General features: G+C 67.1%; 30 protein-coding genes. All 30 read right to left on the bottom strand.

The window, feature by feature from the left end:
• Positions 1-109: 109 nt before the first annotated feature.
• The 30 genes from EV375_RS14865 to rpsG all read right to left on the bottom strand — a co-directional run bounded on the left by EV375_RS14865 (position 110) and on the right by rpsG (position 20,144).
• Positions 110-778, bottom strand: coding sequence for an adenylate kinase (locus EV375_RS14865; protein WP_130299869.1), 669 nt, complete (start codon positions 776-778; stop codon positions 110-112).
• Entirely contained in the window at positions 778-2,091 is a 1,314-nt protein-coding gene (gene secY / locus EV375_RS14870; protein ID WP_055485890.1) for a preprotein translocase subunit SecY, read from the bottom strand. Before secY ends, EV375_RS14865 begins: the two co-directional genes overlap by 1 nt.
• 158 nt (positions 2,092-2,249) lie before the next feature.
• On the bottom strand, positions 2,250-2,714 hold the full coding sequence (rplO, locus tag EV375_RS14875) for a 50S ribosomal protein L15 (RefSeq protein ID WP_055485891.1): 465 nt from the start codon (positions 2,712-2,714) through the stop codon (positions 2,250-2,252).
• Position 2,715: 1 nt separating this feature from the next.
• The gene (gene rpmD, locus EV375_RS14880; protein ID WP_130299870.1) at positions 2,716-2,898 is read right to left on the bottom strand and encodes a 50S ribosomal protein L30; all 183 of its coding nucleotides are present in this window, start codon (positions 2,896-2,898) and stop codon (positions 2,716-2,718) included.
• The gene (gene rpsE / locus EV375_RS14885) at positions 2,898-3,500 is read right to left on the bottom strand and encodes a 30S ribosomal protein S5 (RefSeq protein ID WP_055485893.1); all 603 of its coding nucleotides are present in this window, start codon (positions 3,498-3,500) and stop codon (positions 2,898-2,900) included. Before rpsE ends, rpmD begins: the two co-directional genes overlap by 1 nt.
• 43 nt (positions 3,501-3,543) lie before the next feature.
• Complete coding sequence (rplR, locus tag EV375_RS14890) at positions 3,544-3,927, bottom strand: 50S ribosomal protein L18 (RefSeq protein WP_130299871.1); 384 nt, start codon at positions 3,925-3,927, stop codon at positions 3,544-3,546.
• Between the two features lie 3 nt (positions 3,928-3,930).
• On the bottom strand, positions 3,931-4,470 hold the full coding sequence (gene rplF / locus EV375_RS14895; protein ID WP_130299872.1) for a 50S ribosomal protein L6: 540 nt from the start codon (positions 4,468-4,470) through the stop codon (positions 3,931-3,933).
• Positions 4,471-4,493: 23 nt separating this feature from the next.
• A complete protein-coding gene (rpsH, locus tag EV375_RS14900; RefSeq protein ID WP_130299873.1) occupies positions 4,494-4,892 on the bottom strand; it encodes a 30S ribosomal protein S8 in 399 nt (132 codons plus the stop codon).
• Between the two features lie 234 nt (positions 4,893-5,126).
• A complete protein-coding gene (locus tag EV375_RS14910; protein WP_028433259.1) occupies positions 5,127-5,312 on the bottom strand; it encodes a type Z 30S ribosomal protein S14 in 186 nt (61 codons plus the stop codon).
• Between the two features lie 2 nt (positions 5,313-5,314).
• Complete coding sequence (gene rplE / locus EV375_RS14915) at positions 5,315-5,875, bottom strand: 50S ribosomal protein L5 (protein ID WP_130299874.1); 561 nt, start codon at positions 5,873-5,875, stop codon at positions 5,315-5,317.
• Positions 5,875-6,198 carry a 50S ribosomal protein L24 gene (gene rplX, locus EV375_RS14920; protein ID WP_028433869.1) on the bottom strand — a complete coding sequence of 108 codons (324 nt, stop codon included), beginning with the start codon at positions 6,196-6,198 and terminating at the stop codon, positions 5,875-5,877. Before rplX ends, rplE begins: the two co-directional genes overlap by 1 nt.
• Before the next feature lie 2 nt (positions 6,199-6,200).
• Positions 6,201-6,569, bottom strand: coding sequence for a 50S ribosomal protein L14 (rplN, locus tag EV375_RS14925; protein ID WP_028433256.1), 369 nt, complete (start codon positions 6,567-6,569; stop codon positions 6,201-6,203).
• A 129-nt stretch (positions 6,570-6,698) separates the two neighbouring features.
• Positions 6,699-6,983 carry a 30S ribosomal protein S17 gene (rpsQ, locus tag EV375_RS14930; RefSeq protein WP_130299875.1) on the bottom strand — a complete coding sequence of 95 codons (285 nt, stop codon included), beginning with the start codon at positions 6,981-6,983 and terminating at the stop codon, positions 6,699-6,701.
• Positions 6,983-7,207: a 50S ribosomal protein L29 gene (gene rpmC, locus EV375_RS14935; RefSeq protein ID WP_055485899.1), complete on the bottom strand. Its 225-nt coding sequence runs from the start codon at positions 7,205-7,207 to the stop codon at positions 6,983-6,985. The genes rpsQ and rpmC overlap by 1 nt, the downstream gene beginning before the upstream one ends.
• Positions 7,207-7,626 (bottom strand): 50S ribosomal protein L16, encoded by a 420-nt coding sequence (rplP, locus tag EV375_RS14940; RefSeq protein WP_055485900.1) that lies wholly within the window; start codon positions 7,624-7,626, stop codon positions 7,207-7,209. The genes rpmC and rplP overlap by 1 nt, the downstream gene beginning before the upstream one ends.
• A 5-nt stretch (positions 7,627-7,631) precedes the next feature.
• On the bottom strand, positions 7,632-8,468 hold the full coding sequence (gene rpsC / locus EV375_RS14945; protein WP_055485901.1) for a 30S ribosomal protein S3: 837 nt from the start codon (positions 8,466-8,468) through the stop codon (positions 7,632-7,634).
• Positions 8,468-8,815, bottom strand: coding sequence for a 50S ribosomal protein L22 (gene rplV / locus EV375_RS14950; protein WP_055485902.1), 348 nt, complete (start codon positions 8,813-8,815; stop codon positions 8,468-8,470). The genes rpsC and rplV overlap by 1 nt, the downstream gene beginning before the upstream one ends.
• A 43-nt stretch (positions 8,816-8,858) precedes the next feature.
• Positions 8,859-9,140 carry a 30S ribosomal protein S19 gene (gene rpsS, locus EV375_RS14955; protein ID WP_055485903.1) on the bottom strand — a complete coding sequence of 94 codons (282 nt, stop codon included), beginning with the start codon at positions 9,138-9,140 and terminating at the stop codon, positions 8,859-8,861.
• A 14-nt stretch (positions 9,141-9,154) separates the two neighbouring features.
• Positions 9,155-9,991 carry a 50S ribosomal protein L2 gene (rplB, locus tag EV375_RS14960; RefSeq protein ID WP_055485904.1) on the bottom strand — a complete coding sequence of 279 codons (837 nt, stop codon included), beginning with the start codon at positions 9,989-9,991 and terminating at the stop codon, positions 9,155-9,157.
• A 39-nt stretch (positions 9,992-10,030) separates the two neighbouring features.
• Positions 10,031-10,363 carry a 50S ribosomal protein L23 gene (gene rplW, locus EV375_RS14965; protein WP_055485905.1) on the bottom strand — a complete coding sequence of 111 codons (333 nt, stop codon included), beginning with the start codon at positions 10,361-10,363 and terminating at the stop codon, positions 10,031-10,033.
• Positions 10,363-11,022: a 50S ribosomal protein L4 gene (rplD, locus tag EV375_RS14970; protein ID WP_130299876.1), complete on the bottom strand. Its 660-nt coding sequence runs from the start codon at positions 11,020-11,022 to the stop codon at positions 10,363-10,365. Before rplD ends, rplW begins: the two co-directional genes overlap by 1 nt.
• 9 nt (positions 11,023-11,031) lie before the next feature.
• Positions 11,032-11,676, bottom strand: a complete 645-nt coding sequence (rplC, locus tag EV375_RS14975; RefSeq protein WP_130299877.1) for a 50S ribosomal protein L3 — start codon at positions 11,674-11,676, stop codon at positions 11,032-11,034.
• 16 nt (positions 11,677-11,692) lie between these two features.
• Positions 11,693-12,001, bottom strand: coding sequence for a 30S ribosomal protein S10 (gene rpsJ / locus EV375_RS14980; RefSeq protein WP_016909683.1), 309 nt, complete (start codon positions 11,999-12,001; stop codon positions 11,693-11,695).
• A 423-nt stretch (positions 12,002-12,424) separates the two neighbouring features.
• On the bottom strand, positions 12,425-13,657 hold the full coding sequence (locus EV375_RS14985; RefSeq protein WP_130299878.1) for an aminotransferase class V-fold PLP-dependent enzyme: 1,233 nt from the start codon (positions 13,655-13,657) through the stop codon (positions 12,425-12,427).
• 10 nt (positions 13,658-13,667) lie between these two features.
• A complete protein-coding gene (locus tag EV375_RS14990; RefSeq protein WP_165434741.1) occupies positions 13,668-14,183 on the bottom strand; it encodes a MarR family winged helix-turn-helix transcriptional regulator in 516 nt (171 codons plus the stop codon).
• Between the two features lie 517 nt (positions 14,184-14,700).
• Positions 14,701-15,132 (bottom strand): aspartate 1-decarboxylase, encoded by a 432-nt coding sequence (gene panD / locus EV375_RS14995; protein WP_130299880.1) that lies wholly within the window; start codon positions 15,130-15,132, stop codon positions 14,701-14,703.
• A gap of 196 nt (positions 15,133-15,328) precedes the next feature.
• Positions 15,329-15,886, bottom strand: a complete 558-nt coding sequence (locus EV375_RS15000; RefSeq protein WP_130299881.1) for a YceI family protein — start codon at positions 15,884-15,886, stop codon at positions 15,329-15,331.
• Positions 15,887-16,093: 207 nt separating this feature from the next.
• The gene (gene tuf / locus EV375_RS15005; protein ID WP_130299882.1) at positions 16,094-17,287 is read right to left on the bottom strand and encodes an elongation factor Tu; all 1,194 of its coding nucleotides are present in this window, start codon (positions 17,285-17,287) and stop codon (positions 16,094-16,096) included.
• 223 nt (positions 17,288-17,510) lie between these two features.
• Positions 17,511-19,634: an elongation factor G gene (fusA, locus tag EV375_RS15010; RefSeq protein WP_130299883.1), complete on the bottom strand. Its 2,124-nt coding sequence runs from the start codon at positions 19,632-19,634 to the stop codon at positions 17,511-17,513.
• Between the two features lie 39 nt (positions 19,635-19,673).
• Positions 19,674-20,144 (bottom strand): 30S ribosomal protein S7, encoded by a 471-nt coding sequence (rpsG, locus tag EV375_RS15015; protein ID WP_028433241.1) that lies wholly within the window; start codon positions 20,142-20,144, stop codon positions 19,674-19,676.
• Position 20,145 lies beyond the last annotated feature (1 nt).

The following is a 20,145-nucleotide window of genomic DNA, read 5'->3' on the forward strand; positions in this document are numbered from 1 at the left end:
TCGTACGCGGGAGAACCCCGCTTCAATCAGTGTGCCGTACAAGCCTGCGGCCGCGGACCCTTCCCGGGTACCGCGGCCGCGGACGAAGCCGGATACGGAACGCTCTCGGTCAGTCGGCGACCGAGTCCTTCGCGGCATCGAGAGCCTGCATCGAACGCTCGGTGACCTCGCTCACCTCGCCCAGCGCCGAAATGGTGGTGACGAGGTCCTGACGCTTGTAGTGGTCGATGATCGGCTCGGTCTCGCTGTGATAGACCGCCAGCCGCTTGCGGACGGTCTCCTCCCGGTCGTCGTCACGCTGATACAGCTCGCCGCCGCACACGTCGCACACGCCCTCCTGCTGCGGAGCGCTGTACTCCGCGTGGAAGACGTGGCTGCTGTCGCTGCGGCAGATGCGGCGGCCCGCGATCCGCTTGACGACTTCCTCCTCCGGGACCTCCAAGTCCAGCACGGCGTCGAGCCGTTGGCCCCGCTCCTCCAAGACCCCGTCCAGCGACTCGGCCTGCGCGATGTTCCGGGGGAAGCCGTCGAGCAGGAAGCCGTTCGCAGCGTCCGGCTCGTCCATCCTGTCCGTCGCCATGCCGATCGTTACCTCGTCGGGCACGAGCTGACCCGCCCGCATGTACTCCTGCGCCTGCTGCCCGAGCGGGGTGCCCTGGCTGATGTTCGCGCGGAAGATGTCGCCCGTGGAGATGTGCGGAATCGACAGGTTCTTGGACAGGAGCGCGGCCTGCGTTCCCTTGCCCGCGCCAGGCGGTCCGACGAGGACGATACGCATCAGCGGAGGAACCCTTCGTAATTGCGCTGCTGAAGCTGGCTCTCGATCTGCTTCACGGTCTCGAGCCCGACGCCCACGATGATCAGAATGCTCGTCCCGCCGAACGGGAAGTTCTGCTGAGCACCGAACGCGATCAGCGCGACGGTCGGCACCAGAGCGATCAACCCGAGATACAGGGACCCCGGCCATGTGATGCGGTTCAGCACATAGCTCAGGTATTCCGCAGTGGGCCGACCTGCCCGGATGCCCGGGATGAAGCCACCATACTTCTTCATGTTGTCGGCGACTTCTTCGGGGTTGAAGGAGATCGCCACGTAGAAGAACGCGAAGAAGACGATCAGCACGAAGTAGGTGACGATGTAAATCGGGTGGTCACCCTTCACGAAGTGCGCCTGGATCCACTCCGCCCAGCCCGCCTGCGAGCCGCTGAACTGAACGATGAGCGCGGGAATGTAGAGCAGCGAGGACGCGAAGATGACGGGAATCACACCGGCCTGATTGACCTTCAGCGGAATGTAGGTCGAAGTGCCGCCGTAGCTGCGGCGCCCGATCATCCGCTTCGCGTACTGCACGGGGACGCGTCGCTGCGCCTGCTCGACCAGCACCACCAGGGCCACCATCGCGAGACCGCTGATGATCACCGCGCCGAACTCGATCCAGCCGTCGGCGAGCTTGCCCTGCTTCTTGATGGCCCACAGCGCGCCGGGGAAGCCGGCGGCGATCGAGATGAACATCAGGATCGACATGCCGTTGCCGATACCGCGGTCGGTGATGAGCTCGCCGAGCCACATGATGAACGCGGTGCCCGCCGTCATGCAGATGACCATCGTGACGGTGGTGAAGATCGACTGGTCCGGGATGATCTGGTCGCGGACCTGGCACTGGGGGAAGAGGGTGCCGCTGCGGGCGGTGGCCACGAGACCCGTTGCCTGGAGGATCGCGAGCGCGACCGTCAGATAACGCGTGTACTGCGTGATCTTGGCCTGCCCCGCCTGGCCCTCCTTCTTCAGCGCCTCGAGCCGCGGAATGACCACGACCAGCAACTGAAGAATGATGCTCGCGGTGATGTACGGCATGATGCCGAGCGCGAAAATCGTCAGCTGCAGCAGTGCGCCACCGCTGAACATGTTCACCAGCCCGAAGAGACCCTGGCTCCCCTTGGCCTCGTTCATGCACTGGTTGACGTTCTCAAAGCTGACACCCGGCACCGGAATGTGCTGCCCCAACCGGAAGAGCACCACAATGCCGAGCGTGAACAACAGCTTCTTTCGCAGGTCGGGCGTCTGGAACGCCCGGGCGAACGCGGTGAGCACGGTGCCTCCTGCGCCCCCCGCGTCGCGCGCGAGAGGTGACGGTCTTGGGGTCGACAAATACCAACAGTGCCCGCCACCTTACCGGCGACGGTGCCCGCCGTGGAACGACGGACCGGGGACGTCCCGTTGGGACGTCCCCGGCCAGTCAGTCAACGAACTCAGCCGAGCTCGGTGACGGTGCCGCCGGCAGCGGTGATCTTCTCCTTGGCGGAGCCGGAGACCTTGTTGACGGTCACCGTCAGAGCCACGGAGATCTCGCCGGTGCCGAGCACCTTGACGAGCTCGTTCTTGCGAACCGCGCCCTTGGCGACCAGGTCGGCCACCGTGACCTCGCCCCCCTTGGGGTACAGCTCGGCCAGCTTGTCCAGGTTCACGACCTGGAACTGCTTGTGGGCAGGGTTACGGAAACCCCGGAGCTTGGGCAGCCGCATGTGCAGCGGCATCTGCCCACCCTCGAAGTTCTCCGGAACCTGGTACCGGGCCTTGGTGCCCTTGGTGCCGCGTCCGGCCGTCTTGCCCTTCGACGCCTCGCCGCGACCCACGCGGGTCTTGGCGGTCTTGGCGCCCGGGGCCGGCCGGAGATTGTGGACCTTCAGCGGGTTGCTCTGCGAAGAGTCAGCCATGTCAGTCGACCTCCTCGACCGTGACGAGGTGCCGCACGGTGTGCACCATGCCGCGAACCTCGGGACGGTCCTCACGTACGGAGACGTCGCGGACCCTCTTCAGACCGAGCGTCCGCAGCGTGTCCCGGTGGTTCTGCTTCGTACCGATGACGGAACGCGTCTGCGTGATCTTCAAGCGAGCCATTACGCACTCACCCCGGCACGGGCCCGCAGCAGAGCGGCGGGCGCCACGTCCTCGAGCGGCAGGCCACGGCGGGCGGCGATCTCCTCGGGGCGCTGAAGGCCCTGCAGAGCCGCACGCGTGGCGTGCACGATGTTGATCGGGTTCGACGAACCGAGCGACTTGCTCAGCACGTCGTGGATGCCCGCGCACTCCAGCACGGCGCGCACCGGGCCACCGGCGATCACACCGGTACCGGGCGAAGCCGGCTTGAGCAGCACGACGCCCGCGGCTTCCTCACCCTGGATCGGGTGCGGAATGGTGCCCTGGATGCGGGGGACCTTGAAGAAGTGCTTCTTGGCCTCCTCAACACCCTTGGCGATGGCGGCAGGCACCTCCTTGGCCTTGCCGTATCCGACGCCCACGGTGCCGTCACCGTCGCCCACCACGACCAGCGCGGTGAAGCTGAAGCGACGACCACCCTTCACAACCTTGGCCACGCGGTTGATCGCGACGACGCGCTCAACGTACGCGGTCTTCTCGGCGGCGGCGCCGCCGTCCCGGCCCTTGCGGTCCCGACGCTCGCCGCCACCGGCGCCGCCACCGCGGCGCTGGGGTCCAGCCATTGGAATTACCTCTCTCGTTTACGTCCGCTCAGCGTGGACCGGCTCAGAACCTGAGCCCGGCTTCTCGGGCGGCGTCCGCGAGGGCGGCGATCCGCCCCGCGTACCTGTTGCCACCGCGGTCGAACACGACGGCCTCGACGCCCGCGGCCTTGGCACGCTCGGCGACCAGTGCGCCGACCTGCTTGGCCTGCGCGCTCTTGTCGCCGTCACCGCTGCGGATCGACGCGTCCAGCGACGAGGCCGAGGCCAGGGTGTGGCCCGCCAGGTCGTCCACGACCTGGGCGACCATGTGGCGGTTCGAGCGCGTCACCACAAGACGGGGGCGGGCGGGGGTGCCCGAGACCTTCTTGCGGATGCGGATGTGACGGCGCTTGGCGGCGGCGCGCTTGTAGGCGTCGCCCTTAGCGATCTTCACGCCGTATGCCATGGCTTACTTACCAGCCTTTCCGACCTTGCGGCGGATGGTCTCGCCCGCGTACTTCACGCCCTTGGCCTTGTACGGGTCCGGGCGGCGCAGCTTGCGGATGTTGGCGGCGACCTCGCCGACCTTCTGCTTGTCGATGCCCTCGACCGAGAACTTGGTCGGCGACTCGACCTTGAACGAGATGCCCTCCGGCGCCTCGACCAGGATCGGGTGGCTGTAGCCCAGCGAGAACTCCAGGTTGGAGCCCTTCGCCTGGACGCGGTAACCCACGCCGCTGATCTCGAGGTCCTTGGTGAATCCCGTGGTCACGCCAGTGATCATGTTCGCCACCAGCGTGCGGGACAGACCGTGCAGGGCCTTGTTCCGGCTCTCGTCGTTGGGACGGGAGACGACCAGCGCGCCGTCCTCGCCCTTCACGATCTCGATGGGCGCGACAACGGTGTGCGAAAGGGAACCCTTGGGACCCTTCACGGCGACCGCCCGGCCATCGATGGTGACGTCCACACCGGCGGGAACCTGGATGGGGAGCTTGCCGATACGCGACATTGCTTTACCTCCGTTCCCTTCCGTTACCAGACGTAGGCGAGGACTTCCCCGCCTACGCCCTTCTTCTGTGCCTGCTGGCCGGTGAGCAGCCCGTGGGAAGTGGAGATGATCGCCACTCCCAGGCCACCGAGCACCCTGGGCAGGCTGGTGGACTTCGCGTAGACCCGCAGGCCCGGCTTCGAGATCCGCTTGATACCGGCGATCGAGCGCTCGCGGTTGGGGCCGAACTTCAGCTCGAGCACGAGGCTCTTGCCGACCTGGGCCTCCTCGGTCCTCCAGCCGGTGATGTAGCCCTCCTGCTGGAGAATCTCCGCGATGTGCGACTTGATCTTGCTGTGCGGCATCGCGACGGAGTCGTGGTACGCCGAGTTCGCGTTACGCAGACGCGTCAGCATGTCCGCGATCGGATCGGTCATTGTCATGTGATGGCCTTCGGCCTCTCTCGCCGGGGTTTCCTGTATGCGCCCTCCTTCTCCCCGTACAGGGACAGGACAGGTGGGGCGCGGGGACCTACGGCGTAGTAAGACGGTCACGGACGGCGGGCGGCCGCACTGCCTCAGTGGCGTGCGGTGAACACCCGTCCGGCCTTGATGCTCTTACCGAGAGTCCTGGCTGGCCCGAACCGCTCGCCCTCCTGACGAAGGGCGGGCGACGGGTTACCAGGAACTCTTGGTGACGCCCGGCAGCTCGCCACGGTGTGCCATCTGGCGAAGGCACACGCGGCACAGGCCGAACTTGCGGTAGACGGAGTGCGGACGGCCGCAGCGCTGGCAACGCGTGTAAGCGCGGACAGCGAACTTCGGCTTACGGCTCGCCTTGGAGATCAGAGCCTTCTTAGCCATGGTCAGTTCTCCTTGAACGGGAAGCCGAGGTGACGAAGCAGGGCGCGCCCCTCGTCGTCGTTGGTCGCCGTGGTGACCACGGTGATGTCCATGCCCCGGACCCGGTCGATCTTGTCCTGGTCGATCTCGTGGAACATGACCTGCTCCGTGAGACCGAAGGTGTAGTTGCCCCTCCCGTCGAACTGCTTCGGCGACAGGCCGCGGAAGTCGCGGATGCGCGGCAGTGCGAGGGACAGCAGGCGGTCCAGGAACTCCCACATCCGGTCGCCGCGCAGCGTCACGTGCGCGCCGATCGGCATGCCCTCACGCAGCTTGAACTGCGCGATGGACTTGCGGGCCTTGGTCACCGCCGGCTTCTGGCCGGTGATCGTGGCGAGGTCCCGGATGGCACCGTCCATCAACTTGGAGTCGCGGGCGGCGTCGCCCACACCCATGTTGACCACGATCTTGGTGAGACCGGGAACCTGCATGACGTTCTCGTACTTGAACTCGTCCTGCAGCTTGCCCTTGATCTCGGAGCGGTAGCGCTGCTTGAGGCGCGGGGCTTCAGTCGTGGCAGTCATCAGATGTCCTCACCGGTCCGCTTGGCAACGCGGATCTTGTTGCCGTCGTCATCGAAGCGGTATCCGACGCGGGTGACGACCTTCTTGCCGTCCTTCTCCACCACGAGCTGCACGTTGCTCACGTGGACCGGAGCCTCGGTCGTCACGATTCCGCCCGTCTTCGAACCACGAGCGGTCTGGCCGGCCTTGGTGTGCTTCTTGACCCGGTTGACACCCTCGACCAGGACTCGGTCCTCGCGGGGGTAGGCCACGATGACCTTGCCCTGCTTGCCCTTGTCCTTGCCGGTGATGACCTGGACCAGGTCGCCCTTCTTGATCTTCATGGTCACAGCACCTCCGGCGCGAGAGAGATGATCTTCATGAACTTCTTCTCGCGCAGTTCCCGGCCCACGGGGCCGAAGATGCGGGTGCCGCGGGGGTCACCGTCGTTCTTGAGGATGACCGCGGCATTCTCGTCGAAGCGGATGTACGAGCCGTCGGGCCGGCGGCGCTCCTTCACGGTGCGCACGATGACGGCCTTGACGATGTCGCCCTTCTTCACGTTCCCGCCCGGGATCGCGTCCTTGACGGTAGCGACGACGACGTCACCGACGCCCGCGTAGCGCCGGCCCGAACCGCCGAGCACACGGATGGTGAGAATCTCTTTCGCACCCGTGTTGTCGGCGACGCGCAGCCGGGACTCCTGCTGGATCACGTCTATCTCCTGATCGTCTGCCGGTTCCCGGCAGGGTCACACCCGCGCGGGGTGTGCCCTGCCGAGCCTGGCGGAACTGTCCTGGGGGTCCCCAGGCTGATTGCCAAGCCAATTCCGTTTCGGAACTGCTTACTTCGCCTTCTCAAGGACCTCGACGACGCGCCAGCGCTTGGTCGCGGACAGCGGCCGGGTCTCCATGAGGAGTACGCGGTCGCCGACCCCGGCGGCGTTCTGCTCGTCGTGCGCCTTGAGCTTGTTGGTACGGCGGATGACCTTGCCGTACAGCGCGTGCTTGACGCGGTCCTCGACGGCGACGACGACGGTCTTGTCCATCTTGTCGCTGACGACAAGACCCTCGCGGGTCTTGCGGAAACCGCGCTCCTGCGTCTTCTCAGTCACATTCGTCTCGCTCATCAGGCGCTCTCCACCGTCTCGATGCCCAGCTCACGCTCACGCATCAGGGTGTAGATCCGGGCGATGTCCTTGCGGACGGCCTTCAGCCGGCCGTGGTTCTCCAACTGCCCGGTCGCCGCCTGGAAGCGGAGGTTGAACAGCTCTTCCTTGGACTCGCGAAGCTTTCCGAGAAGCTCCTCGTCGCCCAGCTCACGCAGCTCGGAGGTCTTCGTCCCGGCCGCCATCACGACTCACCTGCCTCGCGCCGAACGATCCGGCACTTCATCGGAAGCTTGTGGGCGGCGCGGGTGAGCGCCTCCTTGGCAATCTTCTCGTTCGGGTAGGACAGCTCGAACATCACGCGCCCCGGCTTGACGTTCGCGATCCACCACTCGGGAGAACCCTTACCGGAACCCATGCGGGTCTCGGCGGGCTTCTTCGTCAGCGGACGGTCCGGGTAGATGTTGATCCAGACCTTGCCGCCACGCTTGATGTGACGAGTCATGGAGATACGAGCTGCCTCGATCTGCCGGTTCGTCACATACGCGGCGGTCACGGCCTGAATGCCGTACTCACCGAACGAGACTTCGGTGCCACCCTTGGCCATGCCCTTGCGCTTCGGGTGGTGCTGCTTACGGTGCTTGACCCTGCGCGGGATAAGCATGGCGGTCAGCCCTCCTTCCCGGCAGCGCCGGGCTCTGCTGCCGCAGCGGCGGGCGTCACGCTCTCGACCTTGGGAGTCTCGGCGGAACCGCTCTGCTGCTGCGGCTTGCGGCCGCGGCCTCCGCGCTCGCCACCACGACGGGGACGGTCGCTGCCGCCACCGCGGGACGGGCGGTTGCCCGCACGGGCGGCGGCGTTCTCGGCGCGGACCTCGGCGATGTTCTTGACGTCACCCTTGTAGATCCAGACCTTCACGCCGATGCGGCCGAAGGTGGTCCTGGCCTCGAAGAAGCCGTAGTCGACGTTCGCGCGGAGCGTGTGCAGGGGCACACGGCCCTCGCGGTAGAACTCCGAGCGGGACATCTCGGCGCCGCCGAGGCGGCCACCGCACTGGATCTTGATGCCCTTCGCGCCGGCCTTCATCGTGGTCTGCATGCTCTTGCGCATCGCACGACGGAAGGAGACACGGGAGGACAGCTGCTCGGCGACGGCCTGGGCCACCAGCTGCGCATCCGTCTCGGGGTTCTTGACCTCGAGGATGTTGAACTGGATCTGCTTGCCGGTCAGCTTCTCCAGGTTGCCCCGGAGCCTGTCGGCCTCGGCGCCGCGGCGGCCGATGACGATGCCGGGACGTGCGGTGTGCACGTCGACACGTACGCGGTCACGGGTGCGCTCGATCTCCACCTTGGAGATGCCGGCCCGCTCCATGCCCTGCGTGAGCATCTTGCGGATCGCGACGTCTTCCTTGATGTAGTCCTTGTAGAGCTTGTCGGCGTACCAGCGCGACTTGAAGTCGGTGGTGATGCCGAGGCGGAACCCGTGCGGGTTTACCTTCTGGCCCATTACCGGGTTCCTTCCTTGCTGCTCACGACCACGGTGATGTGGCTCGTCCGCTTGCGAATCCGGTAGGCGCGGCCCTGGGCGCGCGGACGGAAACGCTTCAGGGTCGGGCCCTCGTCGACGTACGCCTCGGAGATGAAGAGGCTGTCGGCGTCGGTGTGGTCGTAGTTGTGTGCGGCGTTGGCGATGGCGCTGTCCAGCACCTTGCCCACCGGCACGCTCGCGGCCTGCGGGGCGAAGCGCAGGACCGCCTGAGCCTCCGTGGCAGGCAAGCCACGGACAAGGTCCACCACCCGGCGGGCCTTCATGGGCGTGACGCGCACATAGCGCGCGGAGGCCCTGGCTTCCATGGTTGTCCCTTCGGTGTCAGTCATAGGTCTTCACACCCGCCCATCAGCGACGACGCGACTTGCGGTCGTCCTTGACGTGGCCGCGGAAGGTGCGGGTCGGCGCGAACTCGCCGAGCTTGTGGCCGACCATCGACTCGGTGACGAACACCGGGACGTGCTTGCGGCCGTCGTGTACCGCGATCGTGTGGCCGAGCATGGCCGGGACGATCATCGAGCGGCGGGACCAGGTCTTGATGACGTTCTTGGAGCCTGCGTCGTTCTGCGCGTCCACCTTCTTGATCAGGTGGTCGTCGACGAAGGGCCCCTTCTTGAGACTGCGCGGCATCTAAAACCCGCCTCCTAGCGCTTCTTGTTCGTCTTGCGGCGGCGGACGATGTACTTGTTGCTGGCCTTCTTCGGCGAGCGCGTACGGCCCTCCTTCTGGCCCCACGGCGAAACCGGGTGGCGGCCACCGGAGGTACGGCCCTCACCACCACCGTGCGGGTGGTCGATCGGGTTCATGACCACACCGCGGACGGTCGGGCGGACGCCCTTCCAGCGCATGCGGCCGGCCTTGCCCCAGTTGATGTTCGACTGCTCGGCGTTGCCGACCTCGCCGACAGTGGCGCGGCAGCGGACGTCGACCAGGCGGATCTCACCGGACGGCATGCGCAGGTGGGCCATGCGGCCCTCCTTCGCCAGCAGCTGTACGGAGGCGCCGGCGGACCGGGCGAACTTCGCGCCGCCGCCGGGCCGCAGCTCGATGGCGTGGATCGTCGTACCGACCGGGATGTTGCGCAGCGCCAGGTTGTTGCCCGGCTTGATGTCGGCCCCGGGACCGTTCTCCACGCGGCTGCCCTGCGACAGGCCGGCCGGCGCGAGGATGTAGCGCTTCTCGCCATCGGCGTAGTGCAGGAGCGCGATGCGCGCGGTGCGGTTCGGGTCGTACTCGATGTGCGCGACCTTGGCGGGCACGCCGTCCTTGTCGTGACGACGGAAGTCGATCACTCGGTAGGCGCGCTTGTGGCCACCGCCCTGGTGGCGAGCGGTCACACGACCGGCGTTGTTACGGCCGCCCTTGCTGTGCAGCGGGCGGACCAGTGACTTCTCCGGCGTGGACCGCGTGATCTCGACGAAGTCGGCGACACTGGCGCCACGACGGCCCGGAGTCGTCGGCTTGTACTTGCGGATACCCATTTCTCAGTCCTCGTCCGATATCGGACGGTCCTGTCTCCGTCAGGAGACCGGGCCGCCGAAGATGTCGATTCGGTCGCCCTCGACCAGGGTCACGATGGCGCGCTTGGTGTCGGCGCGCTTGCCGTAACCGGTGCGGGTGCGCTTGCGCTTGCCCTGCCGGTTGAGCGTGTTGACCCCGCTGACCTTGACCGAGAAGACCGCCTCGACGGCCTGCTTGATCTGGGTCTTGTTGGCGCGCGGGTCGACGATGAAGGTGTACTTGTTCTCGTCCAGCAGCGCGTAGCTCTTCTCCGAGACCACGGGCTTGATCAAGATGTCACGGGGGTCCGTGAACGTCTTGCTGGCGGCCTGGGCGGCTGTTGCCTCGCTCATCAGGCGTCGCTCCCTTCGAGCTCTGAGGTGGCAGCCTTCTGCGGGCCGGCCACGAAGGACTCGAAGGCGGCCTTGGTGAAGACCACGTCGTCGGAGACGAGCACGTCGTACGTGTTCAGCTGGCCCGGCTCCAGGATGTGGACCTGGGGCAGGTTCCGCGCGGAGAGCCAGGCGGCCTCGTCGCCGCGCTCGGCGACCAGGAGCACGTGCTTGCGCTCGCTGACCTTGCCCAGCAGCGTCTTCGCGGCCTTCGTCGAGATCTCGTTCTCGACGACACCGGAGACGACGTGCACACGGCCGTGACGGGCACGGTCCGAGAGGGCGCCGCGCAGCGCGGCCGCCTTCATCTTCTTCGGCGTCCGCTGCGAGTAGTCACGCGGGACGGGCCCGTGCACGACGCCACCGCCCGCGAACTGCGGAGCGCGGGTCGAGCCCTGACGGGCGCGGCCGGTGCCCTTCTGGCGGTACGGCTTCTTGCCGCCGCCGCGGACCTCGCCGCGGGTCTTGGTCTTGTGCGTGCCCTGTCGGGCAGCGGCCAGCTGGGCGACGACGACCTGGTGGATCAGCGGAACGCTGACCCGCGCGTCGAAGATCTCCGAGGGGAGCTCGACGGAGCCGTCCTTCTTGCCGGCCGGCGAAAGGATGTCAACGGTAGTCATGGTTTAACCTCAGGCCCCCTTGGCCGCGGTGCGGACCAGGACGAGGCCGCCGTTCGGACCGGGGACTGCGCCCTTGATGAGCAGCAGGCCCTTCTCCGCGTCAACGGCATGGACGGTCAGGTTCTGGGTGGTGACCCGCTCGTTGCCCATGCGGCCGGGCATCCGCGTGCCCTTGAAGACACGTCCGGGCGTGGCGCAGCCGCCGATGGCACCGGGCTTGCGGTGGATGCGGTGCGCACCGTGCGATGCCTTGCCGCCGCGGAAGCCGTGGCGCTTCATGCCGCCGGCGAAGCCCTTGCCCTTGGACTTGCCCGTCACGTCCACCTTGCCGCCGGCCTCGAAGGCGTCGGCGTTGATCTCCTGGCCGGGTGTGTACTCACCGGCGTCGGAGGTGCGCAGCTCGACGAGGTGACGGCGGGGAGTGACGTCCGCCTTGGCGAAGTGGCCCTTGAGGGGCTTGTTCACCTTGCGCGGGTCGATCTCGCCGAAGGCGATCTGAACGGCTTCGTAGCCGTCCTTGTCTGCGGTGCGGACCTGGGTCACGACATTGGGCCCGGCCTTGACGACGGTCACGGGAACGACGCGGTTCTTGTCGTCCCAGACCTGGGTCATGCCGAGCTTCTCGCCCAGGACACCCTTGATCTGCTTAGCCATCTTCTTCCCGCACCCCTCAGAGCTTGATCTCGATGTCGACGCCGGCCGGGAGGTCCAGGCGCATCAGCGAGTCAACGGTCTTGGGCGTCGGGTCGAGGATGTCGATCAGACGCTTGTGGGTGCGCATCTCGAAGTGCTCGCGCGCGTCCTTGTACTTGTGCGGCGACTTGATGACGCAGTACACGTTCTTCTCTGTGGGCAGCGGCACCGGGCCTGCGACCGACGCTCCCGTGCGCGTCACCGTCTCGACGATCTTCTTCGCCGAGTTGTCGATGACCTCATGGTCGTAGGCCTTCAGCCGGATGCGGATCTTCTGTCCCGCCATGGCTACTTCGTAGTCCTGTCTCTCGTAACGCTCTGGAACCCATGGGTGCCGCCCTCCTCGACCCGCCGACCCACGCGGTCGGGCGTGTCGACTTCCTTCCAATAAACAGAGTCTTCCCGCGACGAACCGCGGAGGTTTCTCTGGAGAGAAAGGATCGGGGGTGCGGACCCACCGGGCGCCTGGCTGGAAGCCCCTCCTGCACTTCCCGGAAGATTCCCGTACTTCCGCCCCTGATGAGAGGCGACGAATACGCTGGGACTCGCTTCCGGTCCTCCCGGCGGGAGGCGTGCAGCATCGGCACTCAACCGAGCAACCTGGACAGTGTGCCATATGGCGTTTGGCGCACGCCAATCGGGATGATTGCCTGCCTCGACGGGCTCCGAGCGCTCATCTGCCCGGCAGGCTGCCCGCGCGGGGGCGTCCTCAATCGTCCGGCGAGTTCAGCACTTCGAGTGCCCGGTCGATGTGCTCGATCGTATTGAAGAGGTGGGGCGAGAGCCTGATGTTGCCCTCCCGCACCGCGACGTGTACACCCGCAGCCGCCAGCGCCGAAGCAGCACCGTCCACCGGTCCCCGGCGCCCGGCGAGGACGACAAGGCTGGAGCGCTCCTCCGGTTCCTGCGGACCGACCACCTCGTACAACTCCGGGTCCACCGCGTCGAGCAGCCGCTGTACCAGCCGCTGCCCGTGGGCGTGGATGTTGTGCACGCCGAGGCCGCCGAGCAGTCCGACGGAACTCGTCCAGGCCGCCGTGTCGAGGAAGTCGGCCGGGCAGAAGACGTCCAGGGCACGAACGCCCCGATTCTCGATCGTGTACGAACGCATGTGCTCTAGCCCCCGGCCACACTGCTGGGCGAGCCAGTAGACCCTGCGGGGGTCGAGCAGCTCGGTCAGCGCGGGACGGAGCCAGGCGAAGCCGGTGCCGTAGGGGCCGCACATCCACTTGTAGCCGCACGACACGAGTGCGTCGACGGGGGTTGCCGCGACGTCGACGGGCCGGGCGCCGACCGCCTGCGAACCGTTCACCACGAGGAGGACCCCCGCCGTGTGGCAGATCTCACCCAGTGCACGCAGATCGGCGGCGGCGCCGGTGAAGGAGTCGACCCAGGTGACGGCGAAGACGCGGGTGCGCGGCGCAAGAGCACGGCGGACCCGCTCGGGGTCGAGCCGTCCGTGCCGGTCACGCCGCACGAACCGGACGCTCGCTCCGCGCTGCCGCTGCGCCAGCCAGGGCAGCACCGTGGCCGGGTAGTCCCCCTCGACGCACAGCACCTCGTCCCCCGCACGCCATGGGAGTCCGTACGCGATGAGGTTCAGCCCGTGGGATGTGCTGTCCCCCAGAACGATCTCGTCGGGGTGCCCTCCGACGAACTCAGCCAGCAGCGCCCGGAGTTCCTCGGGGCGCTCGGTGAACGCGGCGTCGGGGATGCGATACGGGGTCGCCTTCTCGTGTGCCGCCCGGACGGCCGCCCGAACGGCGGCTTCCGGCATCGGTCCCTGGTGCGCGGTGTTCAGCCAGACGTGGCCCGCCTGGTCGCTGAAGTACCGGGTGTAGTCCGGCTGTTGAGCGGCAACGGCGGTCCCGTCGGATGCCTTGCCGGAGGGCTTGCCGGACCCCTTGCCGGAGGTGCCGGGTGCCGCCAGGTCCTTCGCCACAGGGCCCTCCTCAGCCGTCGGCCGCGGTGGAGACGACGCAGTCGTCACCCCGGCACACGTCGTGCTCGCAGAGCCGGCAGATCCGGTGGGGCGAGGACCCGTCGCCGGGAAGGTGCGGCAGGAGGGCCCTGAGAGCACGCTCCAGGCTTCCGGCCTCGTCGGGCGAGAGCCGTCCTACGACGCCCTCCAGCGCCCGGCGGCGCGCCCGCAGCATCCGCCGGCCCACGTCCTCGCCCGCCTCGGTCAGCCGGAGCCCGCGCGTACGGCCGTCGGGCCCCGGCCCGCGCAGCAGCAGACCCGAGTCGACGAGGCGTCCCACGACTCTCACGCAGCCCGAGTGCGTCAGGGCGAGCGTCGCGGCAAGGTCCGAGACCGACTGCCCGGGCCGCGCCCGCACGGTGAGCACCGCGGCGACGGCCGCGGGGTCGAGCCGGGACTCCTCCCGCAGCGAGTGGTCCAGAAGGTCGCCGAGGCCGACGGTCAGCGCGCCGAGCCAGTTCGCCGTCAGTTCGTTCGCCGATGACATTGAAGAAGTGTGACACAGACACATGTCTGCCGCATACGTCTGTATGCGACGGGGGCGAATCCCGTGGCACGGGATACCAGGGCGTCGCCTACGCCGGATCGACGGTCCGGAACGTGCGCCTGTACGCGAGTAGCGAGACCCCGATGGCGGCCTGCGGAGAACAGGCGCCGGAAGTCATCGGCCAGTGCCCGGTGCGTGGCTGCCGGGCGGCCGTCGAGAAGGCCGGCGGCGGCCGGCACCAAGGCCCCCGTACAGACGGACACGGTGCGGACGCCGGGAGGGATCAGTCGAGCGCGTCGGCGACCGGCTCGGACAGCGGCGCGGTGGCCAGTGACATGCCGAAGGAGGGATCACCACGGTGTCGGCCGTACGCAGCGCCTCCGGACCGTGTCCGACGACGAGCCGAAGCCGGGGTCAGAGTCGCTGCGCACCGGGCGATTGTCGACACTGAGCCGACGGCTGCGGCGCCGGCGCGGTACGGCCCCGCAACCGTCGCAATCCGGCGCCCGCGCCGGGGTCAACCGGCCATCGACGTGGCGGACGCGTGCGGACCGCGGACGGTCTCACCACCGGGCACGGGCTCGCCGGCGTCCGTGCCCGTACCCACGACGTGGTTGTCCGCGTCCACATGTACGACGGCGGGCCGCAGACGCCGCGCCTCCGCGTCGTCGACCTGCGCATAACTGATCAGGATGACCAGGTCACCGGGGTGCACCAGGTGGGCGGCGGCTCCGTTGATACCGATGACGCCCGAGCCCCGTTCGCCCTCGATGACGTACGTCTCCAGACGCGAACCGTTGGTGATGTCGACGATGTGCACCAGCTCGCCGGGCAGCAGATCGGCGGCTTCCATCAGGCCGGCGTCGACGGTGACAGAACCCACGTAATGGAGATCGGCCTCGGTCACCGTGGCCCGGTGGATCTTCGACTTGAACATGGTCCGCAGCATGCGTCGCTCCAAGGGAAGAAGGTCGCGCCCTCGCGAAAGGTGCGCGCCGACGCGGCCATAGTAGGCGAAGCGCACGAGGACCCGGCAGGACAGCGGGAGATCGCCCGCTCCACCACGGTCCGCACGGGCCGGCCCACGCCGTGAACCGTTGTGGAGCAGGACGTGGGCCGGGGCGTACGGGCGATGGCGCCGGTGGTCAGCTCTGCTTGACGGCTGAGATCTCGAACTCGAGCGTGACCTTGTCACTCACGAGGAATCCGCCCGTCTCCAGTGCCGCGTTCCAACTCACGCCGAAGTCCTGGCGGTTGATCGTAGTGCTGCCTTCGAGGCCGATCCGGCTGTTGCCGAACGGATCGGTGGCCTGACCCTCGTAGCTGAACGGGACGGTCACCGAGCGGGTCACCCCCTTGATGGTGAGGTCGCCGGTGACCTCGAAGGCGTCCTCCCCGCTCCGGCGGACCTCCGTGGACCGGAAGGTGATCTCCGGGAAGTCCTCCATCTTCAGGAAGTCGTTGCTCCGCAGATGGGCGTCGCGGTCCGGGTTGCGGGTGTCGATGCTCTCGGCCTTGATGACCAGCTCCGCCGACGACTGCTCGGGCTTGTCGCCGTCGATGTGGGCGGTGCCGGTGAATTCGTTGAAGGCGCCCCGGACTTTGGTCACCATCGCGTGACGTGCGACGAAGCCGATGCGCGTGTGGGTCGGGTCGAGGACGTACTCCCCGGTGAGCTGGGCGTAGTGGCCGGCAGTGGTCATGGCGTTCCTCTCCAAGGTGGACAGTGCTTACTGCATCACCAACCTAGTTGAACGCTGAACTATTCCAGCCTGGCTCCGGGAATCCGATTCCCGGACACGGACCCTCACACGCGGACCCTCGCCGCACAGCACGGAGGGCCCGCACGACCGGAGTCGTGCGGGCCCTCCCCCGGCTTCGGCAGCCGGGTAACGCTCAAGGCGTCGAGGTCACTTGACGATCTTCGTGACCTGGCCGGCGCCCACGGTACGGCCACCCTCACGGATGGCGAACTTGAGGCCCTCTTCCATGGCGACGGGCTGGATGAGCTGGACGCTCATCTCGGTGTTGTCGCCCGGCATGACCATCTCGGTGCCCTCGGGGAGGGTCACGACGCCGGTCACGTCGGTGGTACGGAAGTAGAACTGCGGGCGGTAGTTGTTGAAGAACGGGGTGTGCCGACCGCCCTCGTCCTTCGACAGGATGTAGGCCTGGCCCTCGAACTCCGTGTGCGGGGTGACCGAGCCCGGCTTGATGATGACCTGGCCGCGCTCGACGTCCTCGCGCTTGATGCCGCGGAGGAGCAGACCGACGTTCTCACCGGCCTGGCCCTCGTCGAGGAGCTTGCGGAACATCTCGATACCGGTGACGGTCGTCGAGGTCTTCTGCTCCTTGATGCCGATGATGTCGACGTTCTCGTTGACCTTCAGCACACCGCGCTCGATACGGCCGGTGACGACCGTACCGCGGCCGGTGATGGTGAAGACGTCCTCGATCGGCATCAGGAACGGCTTCTCGACGTCGCGCTCCGGCTGCGGGATCGCGTCGTCGACGGCGTCCATGAGCTTGCCGATGGAGTCGGCCCACTCGGCGTCGCCCTCAAGGGCCTTCAGCGCGGAGACCTTGACGACCGGAACCTCGTCGCCCGGGAACTCGTACTCGGAGAGCAGCTCACGGACCTCGAGCTCGACGAGCTCCATGATCTCCTCGTCGTCCACCATGTCCGCCTTGTTGAGGGCGACCACGATGTAGGGAACGCCGACCTGGCGGGCCAGGAGGACGTGCTCCTTGGTCTGCGGCATCGGGCCGTCGGTGGCGGCGACCACGAGAATGGCGCCGTCCATCTGGGCCGCACCGGTGATCATGTTCTTGATGTAGTCCGCGTGCCCCGGGCAGTCCACGTGAGCGTAGTGACGGTTTTCCGTCTGGTACTCGACGTGTGCAATGGAGATCGTGATTCCGCGCTGGCGCTCTTCGGGCGCCTTGTCGATGTTCTCGAACGCGGAAGCCTCGTTCAGGTCCGGGTACTTGTCGTGCAGCACCTTGGTGATCGCCGCGGTAAGAGTCGTCTTACCGTGGTCGATGTGACCGATGGTGCCGATGTTGACGTGCGGCTTAGTCCGCTCGAACTTCGCCTTCGCCACTGGGGTCCTCCTGTGGACTGGTGCTGTACACCCTCCACATTCTGCGGAGGGGTTCAGATGGTCGTTATGAACCGGTCAGGACCCCGAGGGGGATGCCCTTGACCAGTTCGCTTCGGGGGCTGGCGACCGGGGAACCCCGGCACAGCCGACGGACGAGCCGCACGGTCTGTACCGAAGTGCCCCGAATGCCTTTGCTCCAGCCTAAGGGGTGCGCAACGGTGAGTTACTCGCCCTTGGCCTTCGCGATGATCTCCTCTGCGACGCTCCGCGGAACCTCGGCGTAGGAGTCGAACTGCATGGAGTAGTTCGCGCGGCCGGAGGTCTTGCTGCGCAAGTCCCCGACGTAGCCGAACATCTCCGACAGCGGAACCAGGCCGGTGACGAGCTTGGCGCCACTCCTGTCGTCCATGGACTGAACCTGGCCACGACGGGAGTTGATGTCGCCGATCACATCGCCCATGTACTCCTCGGGCGTGGTGACTTCGACCTTCATCATCGGCTCCAGCAGGGCCGGGCTCGCCTTCCGCGCGGCCTCCTTGAACGCCATGGAACCGGCGATCTTGAAGGCCATCTCCGAGGAGTCGACGTCGTGGAAGGCACCGTCGAGCAGCGTCACGCGGACACCGGTCAGCGGGTACCCCGCCAGCACACCGAACTCCATGGCCTCCTGGCAGCCGGCGTCCACGGACGGGATGTACTCCCGCGGGATGCGGCCACCGGTGACCTGGTTGACGAACTCGTAGCCGTCACCCTCGAGCGGCTCGACAGCGATCTGCACCTTCGCGAACTGACCGGAACCACCGGTCTGCTTCTTGTGGGTGTAGTCGACCTTGTCGACCGGCTTGCGGAGCGACTCGCGGTACGCCACCTGCGGCTTACCGACGTTGGCCTCGACCTTGAACTCGCGCTTCATGCGGTCGACCAGCACATCAAGGTGCAGCTCGCCCATGCCCGCGATGATCGTCTGGCCGGTCTCCTCGTCGGTCTTGACCTGGAAGGACGGGTCCTCCTCGGCCAGCCGCTGGATCGCGACGCCCAATTTCTCCTGGTCGCCCTTGGACTTGGGCTCGATCGCGACCTCGATCACGGGAGCCGGGAACTCCATCGACTCCAGGATCACCGGGTTGCCCGCGTCGCAGAGGGTCTCACCGGTGGTGGTCTGCTTGAGACCCATGACGGCGACGATGTCGCCGGCACCCACCGACTCGATCTCCTCACGCTTGTTCGCGTGCATCCGGTAGATCTTGCCGATGCGCTCCTTCTTGCCCTTCACCGAGTTCATCACCTGCGAGCCGGTGACCAGCCTGCCGGAGTAGACCCGGATGAAGGTGAGCTTGCCCAGGTGCGGGTCGCTCGCGATCTTGAACGCGAGGGCCGACATGGGCTCCTGCTCGGACGGCTTCCGCGTCAGGACCTCTTCGGGGTCCTTGACGGAGTGACCCTCGATCGCCTCGACGTCCAGGGGGGACGGGAGGTAGCGGGCGATGGCGTCGAGCAGGGGCTGAACGCCCTTGTTCTTGAACGCCGTTCCGCAGAAGACGGGGGTCACGGTGGTGGTGCCCTCGGCGCCGGTGGAGGCGAGGGTGATGCGGCGGATCGCCGCGTAGAGCTGCTCCTCGGTGGGCTCCTGGCCCTCGAGGTAGAGCTCCATCATCTCCTCGTCGTTCTCCGCGACGGCCTCGAGCAGATTGCCGCGCCACTCGTCGGCGGCCTCCGCGTGCGTGGCCGGGATGTCGACGGTGTCGTACATCTCGCCCATCTTCGCCTCGGGCGACCAGACCAGCGCCTTCATGCTGACGAGGTCGACGACGCCCTTGAAGTCCGCCTCGGTCCCGATCGGGATCTGCATGACCAGCGGCACCGCGCCGAGGCGGTCCACGATCATGTCCACGCAACGGTGGAACTCCGCGCCGGTGCGGTCCAGCTTGTTGACGAAGCAGATGCGCGGCACGCCGTAGCGGTCCGCCTGACGCCAGACGGTTTCGGACTGCGGCTCGACGCCGGCCACACCGTCGAACACCGTCACGGCACCGTCGAGCACACGCAGCGCACGCTCCACCTCGACGGTGAAGTCGACGTGGCCGGGGGTGTCGATGATGTTGATGGTGTAGTCGACGTCGTTGAGCGGCCAGTGAGTGGTGGTCGCGGCAGACGTGATCGTGATGCCGCGCTCCTGCTCCTGGGCCATCCAGTCCATCGTGGCAGCGCCGTCGTGGACCTCACCGATCTTGTAGCTGCGACCGGTGTAGAACAGGATCCGCTCGGTGGTCGTCGTCTTGCCCGCGTCGATGTGGGCCATGATCCCGATGTTCCGGACCTTGGCCAGGTCAAGTGAAGTGGTAGCCATAAGGCTTCAGTCTTCTCTCGGTCTCGATGGGGTCTGCGACTACCAGCGGTAGTGCGCGAAGGCCTTGTTGGACTCGGCCATCTTGTGGGTGTCCTCACGCTTCTTCACGGCGGCGCCGAGCCCGTTGGAGGCATCGAGCAGCTCGTTCAGCAGGCGCTCGGTCATGGTCTTCTCGCGGCGGGCGCGGGAGTAACCCACGATCCAGCGCAGCGCGAGAGTGGAGGAACGGCCGGGGCGGACCTCGACCGGAACCTGGTAGGTGGCGCCACCGACGCGCCGCGAGCGGACCTCGAGGGTCGGCTTGACGTTCTCCAGCGCGCGCTTGAGGGTGATGACCGGGTCGTTGCCGGTCTTCTCCCGCAGACCCTCCATGGCGCCGTACACGATGCGCTCCGCAGTGGAACGCTTGCCGTTCAGCAGCACCTTGTTGATGAGGGAGGTCACCAGAGGAGAACCGTAGACCGGGTCGATGATGACCGGGCGCTTCGGGGCGGGGCCCTTACGAGGCATG

Source organism: Streptomyces sp. CNZ301 (assembly GCF_004217425.1).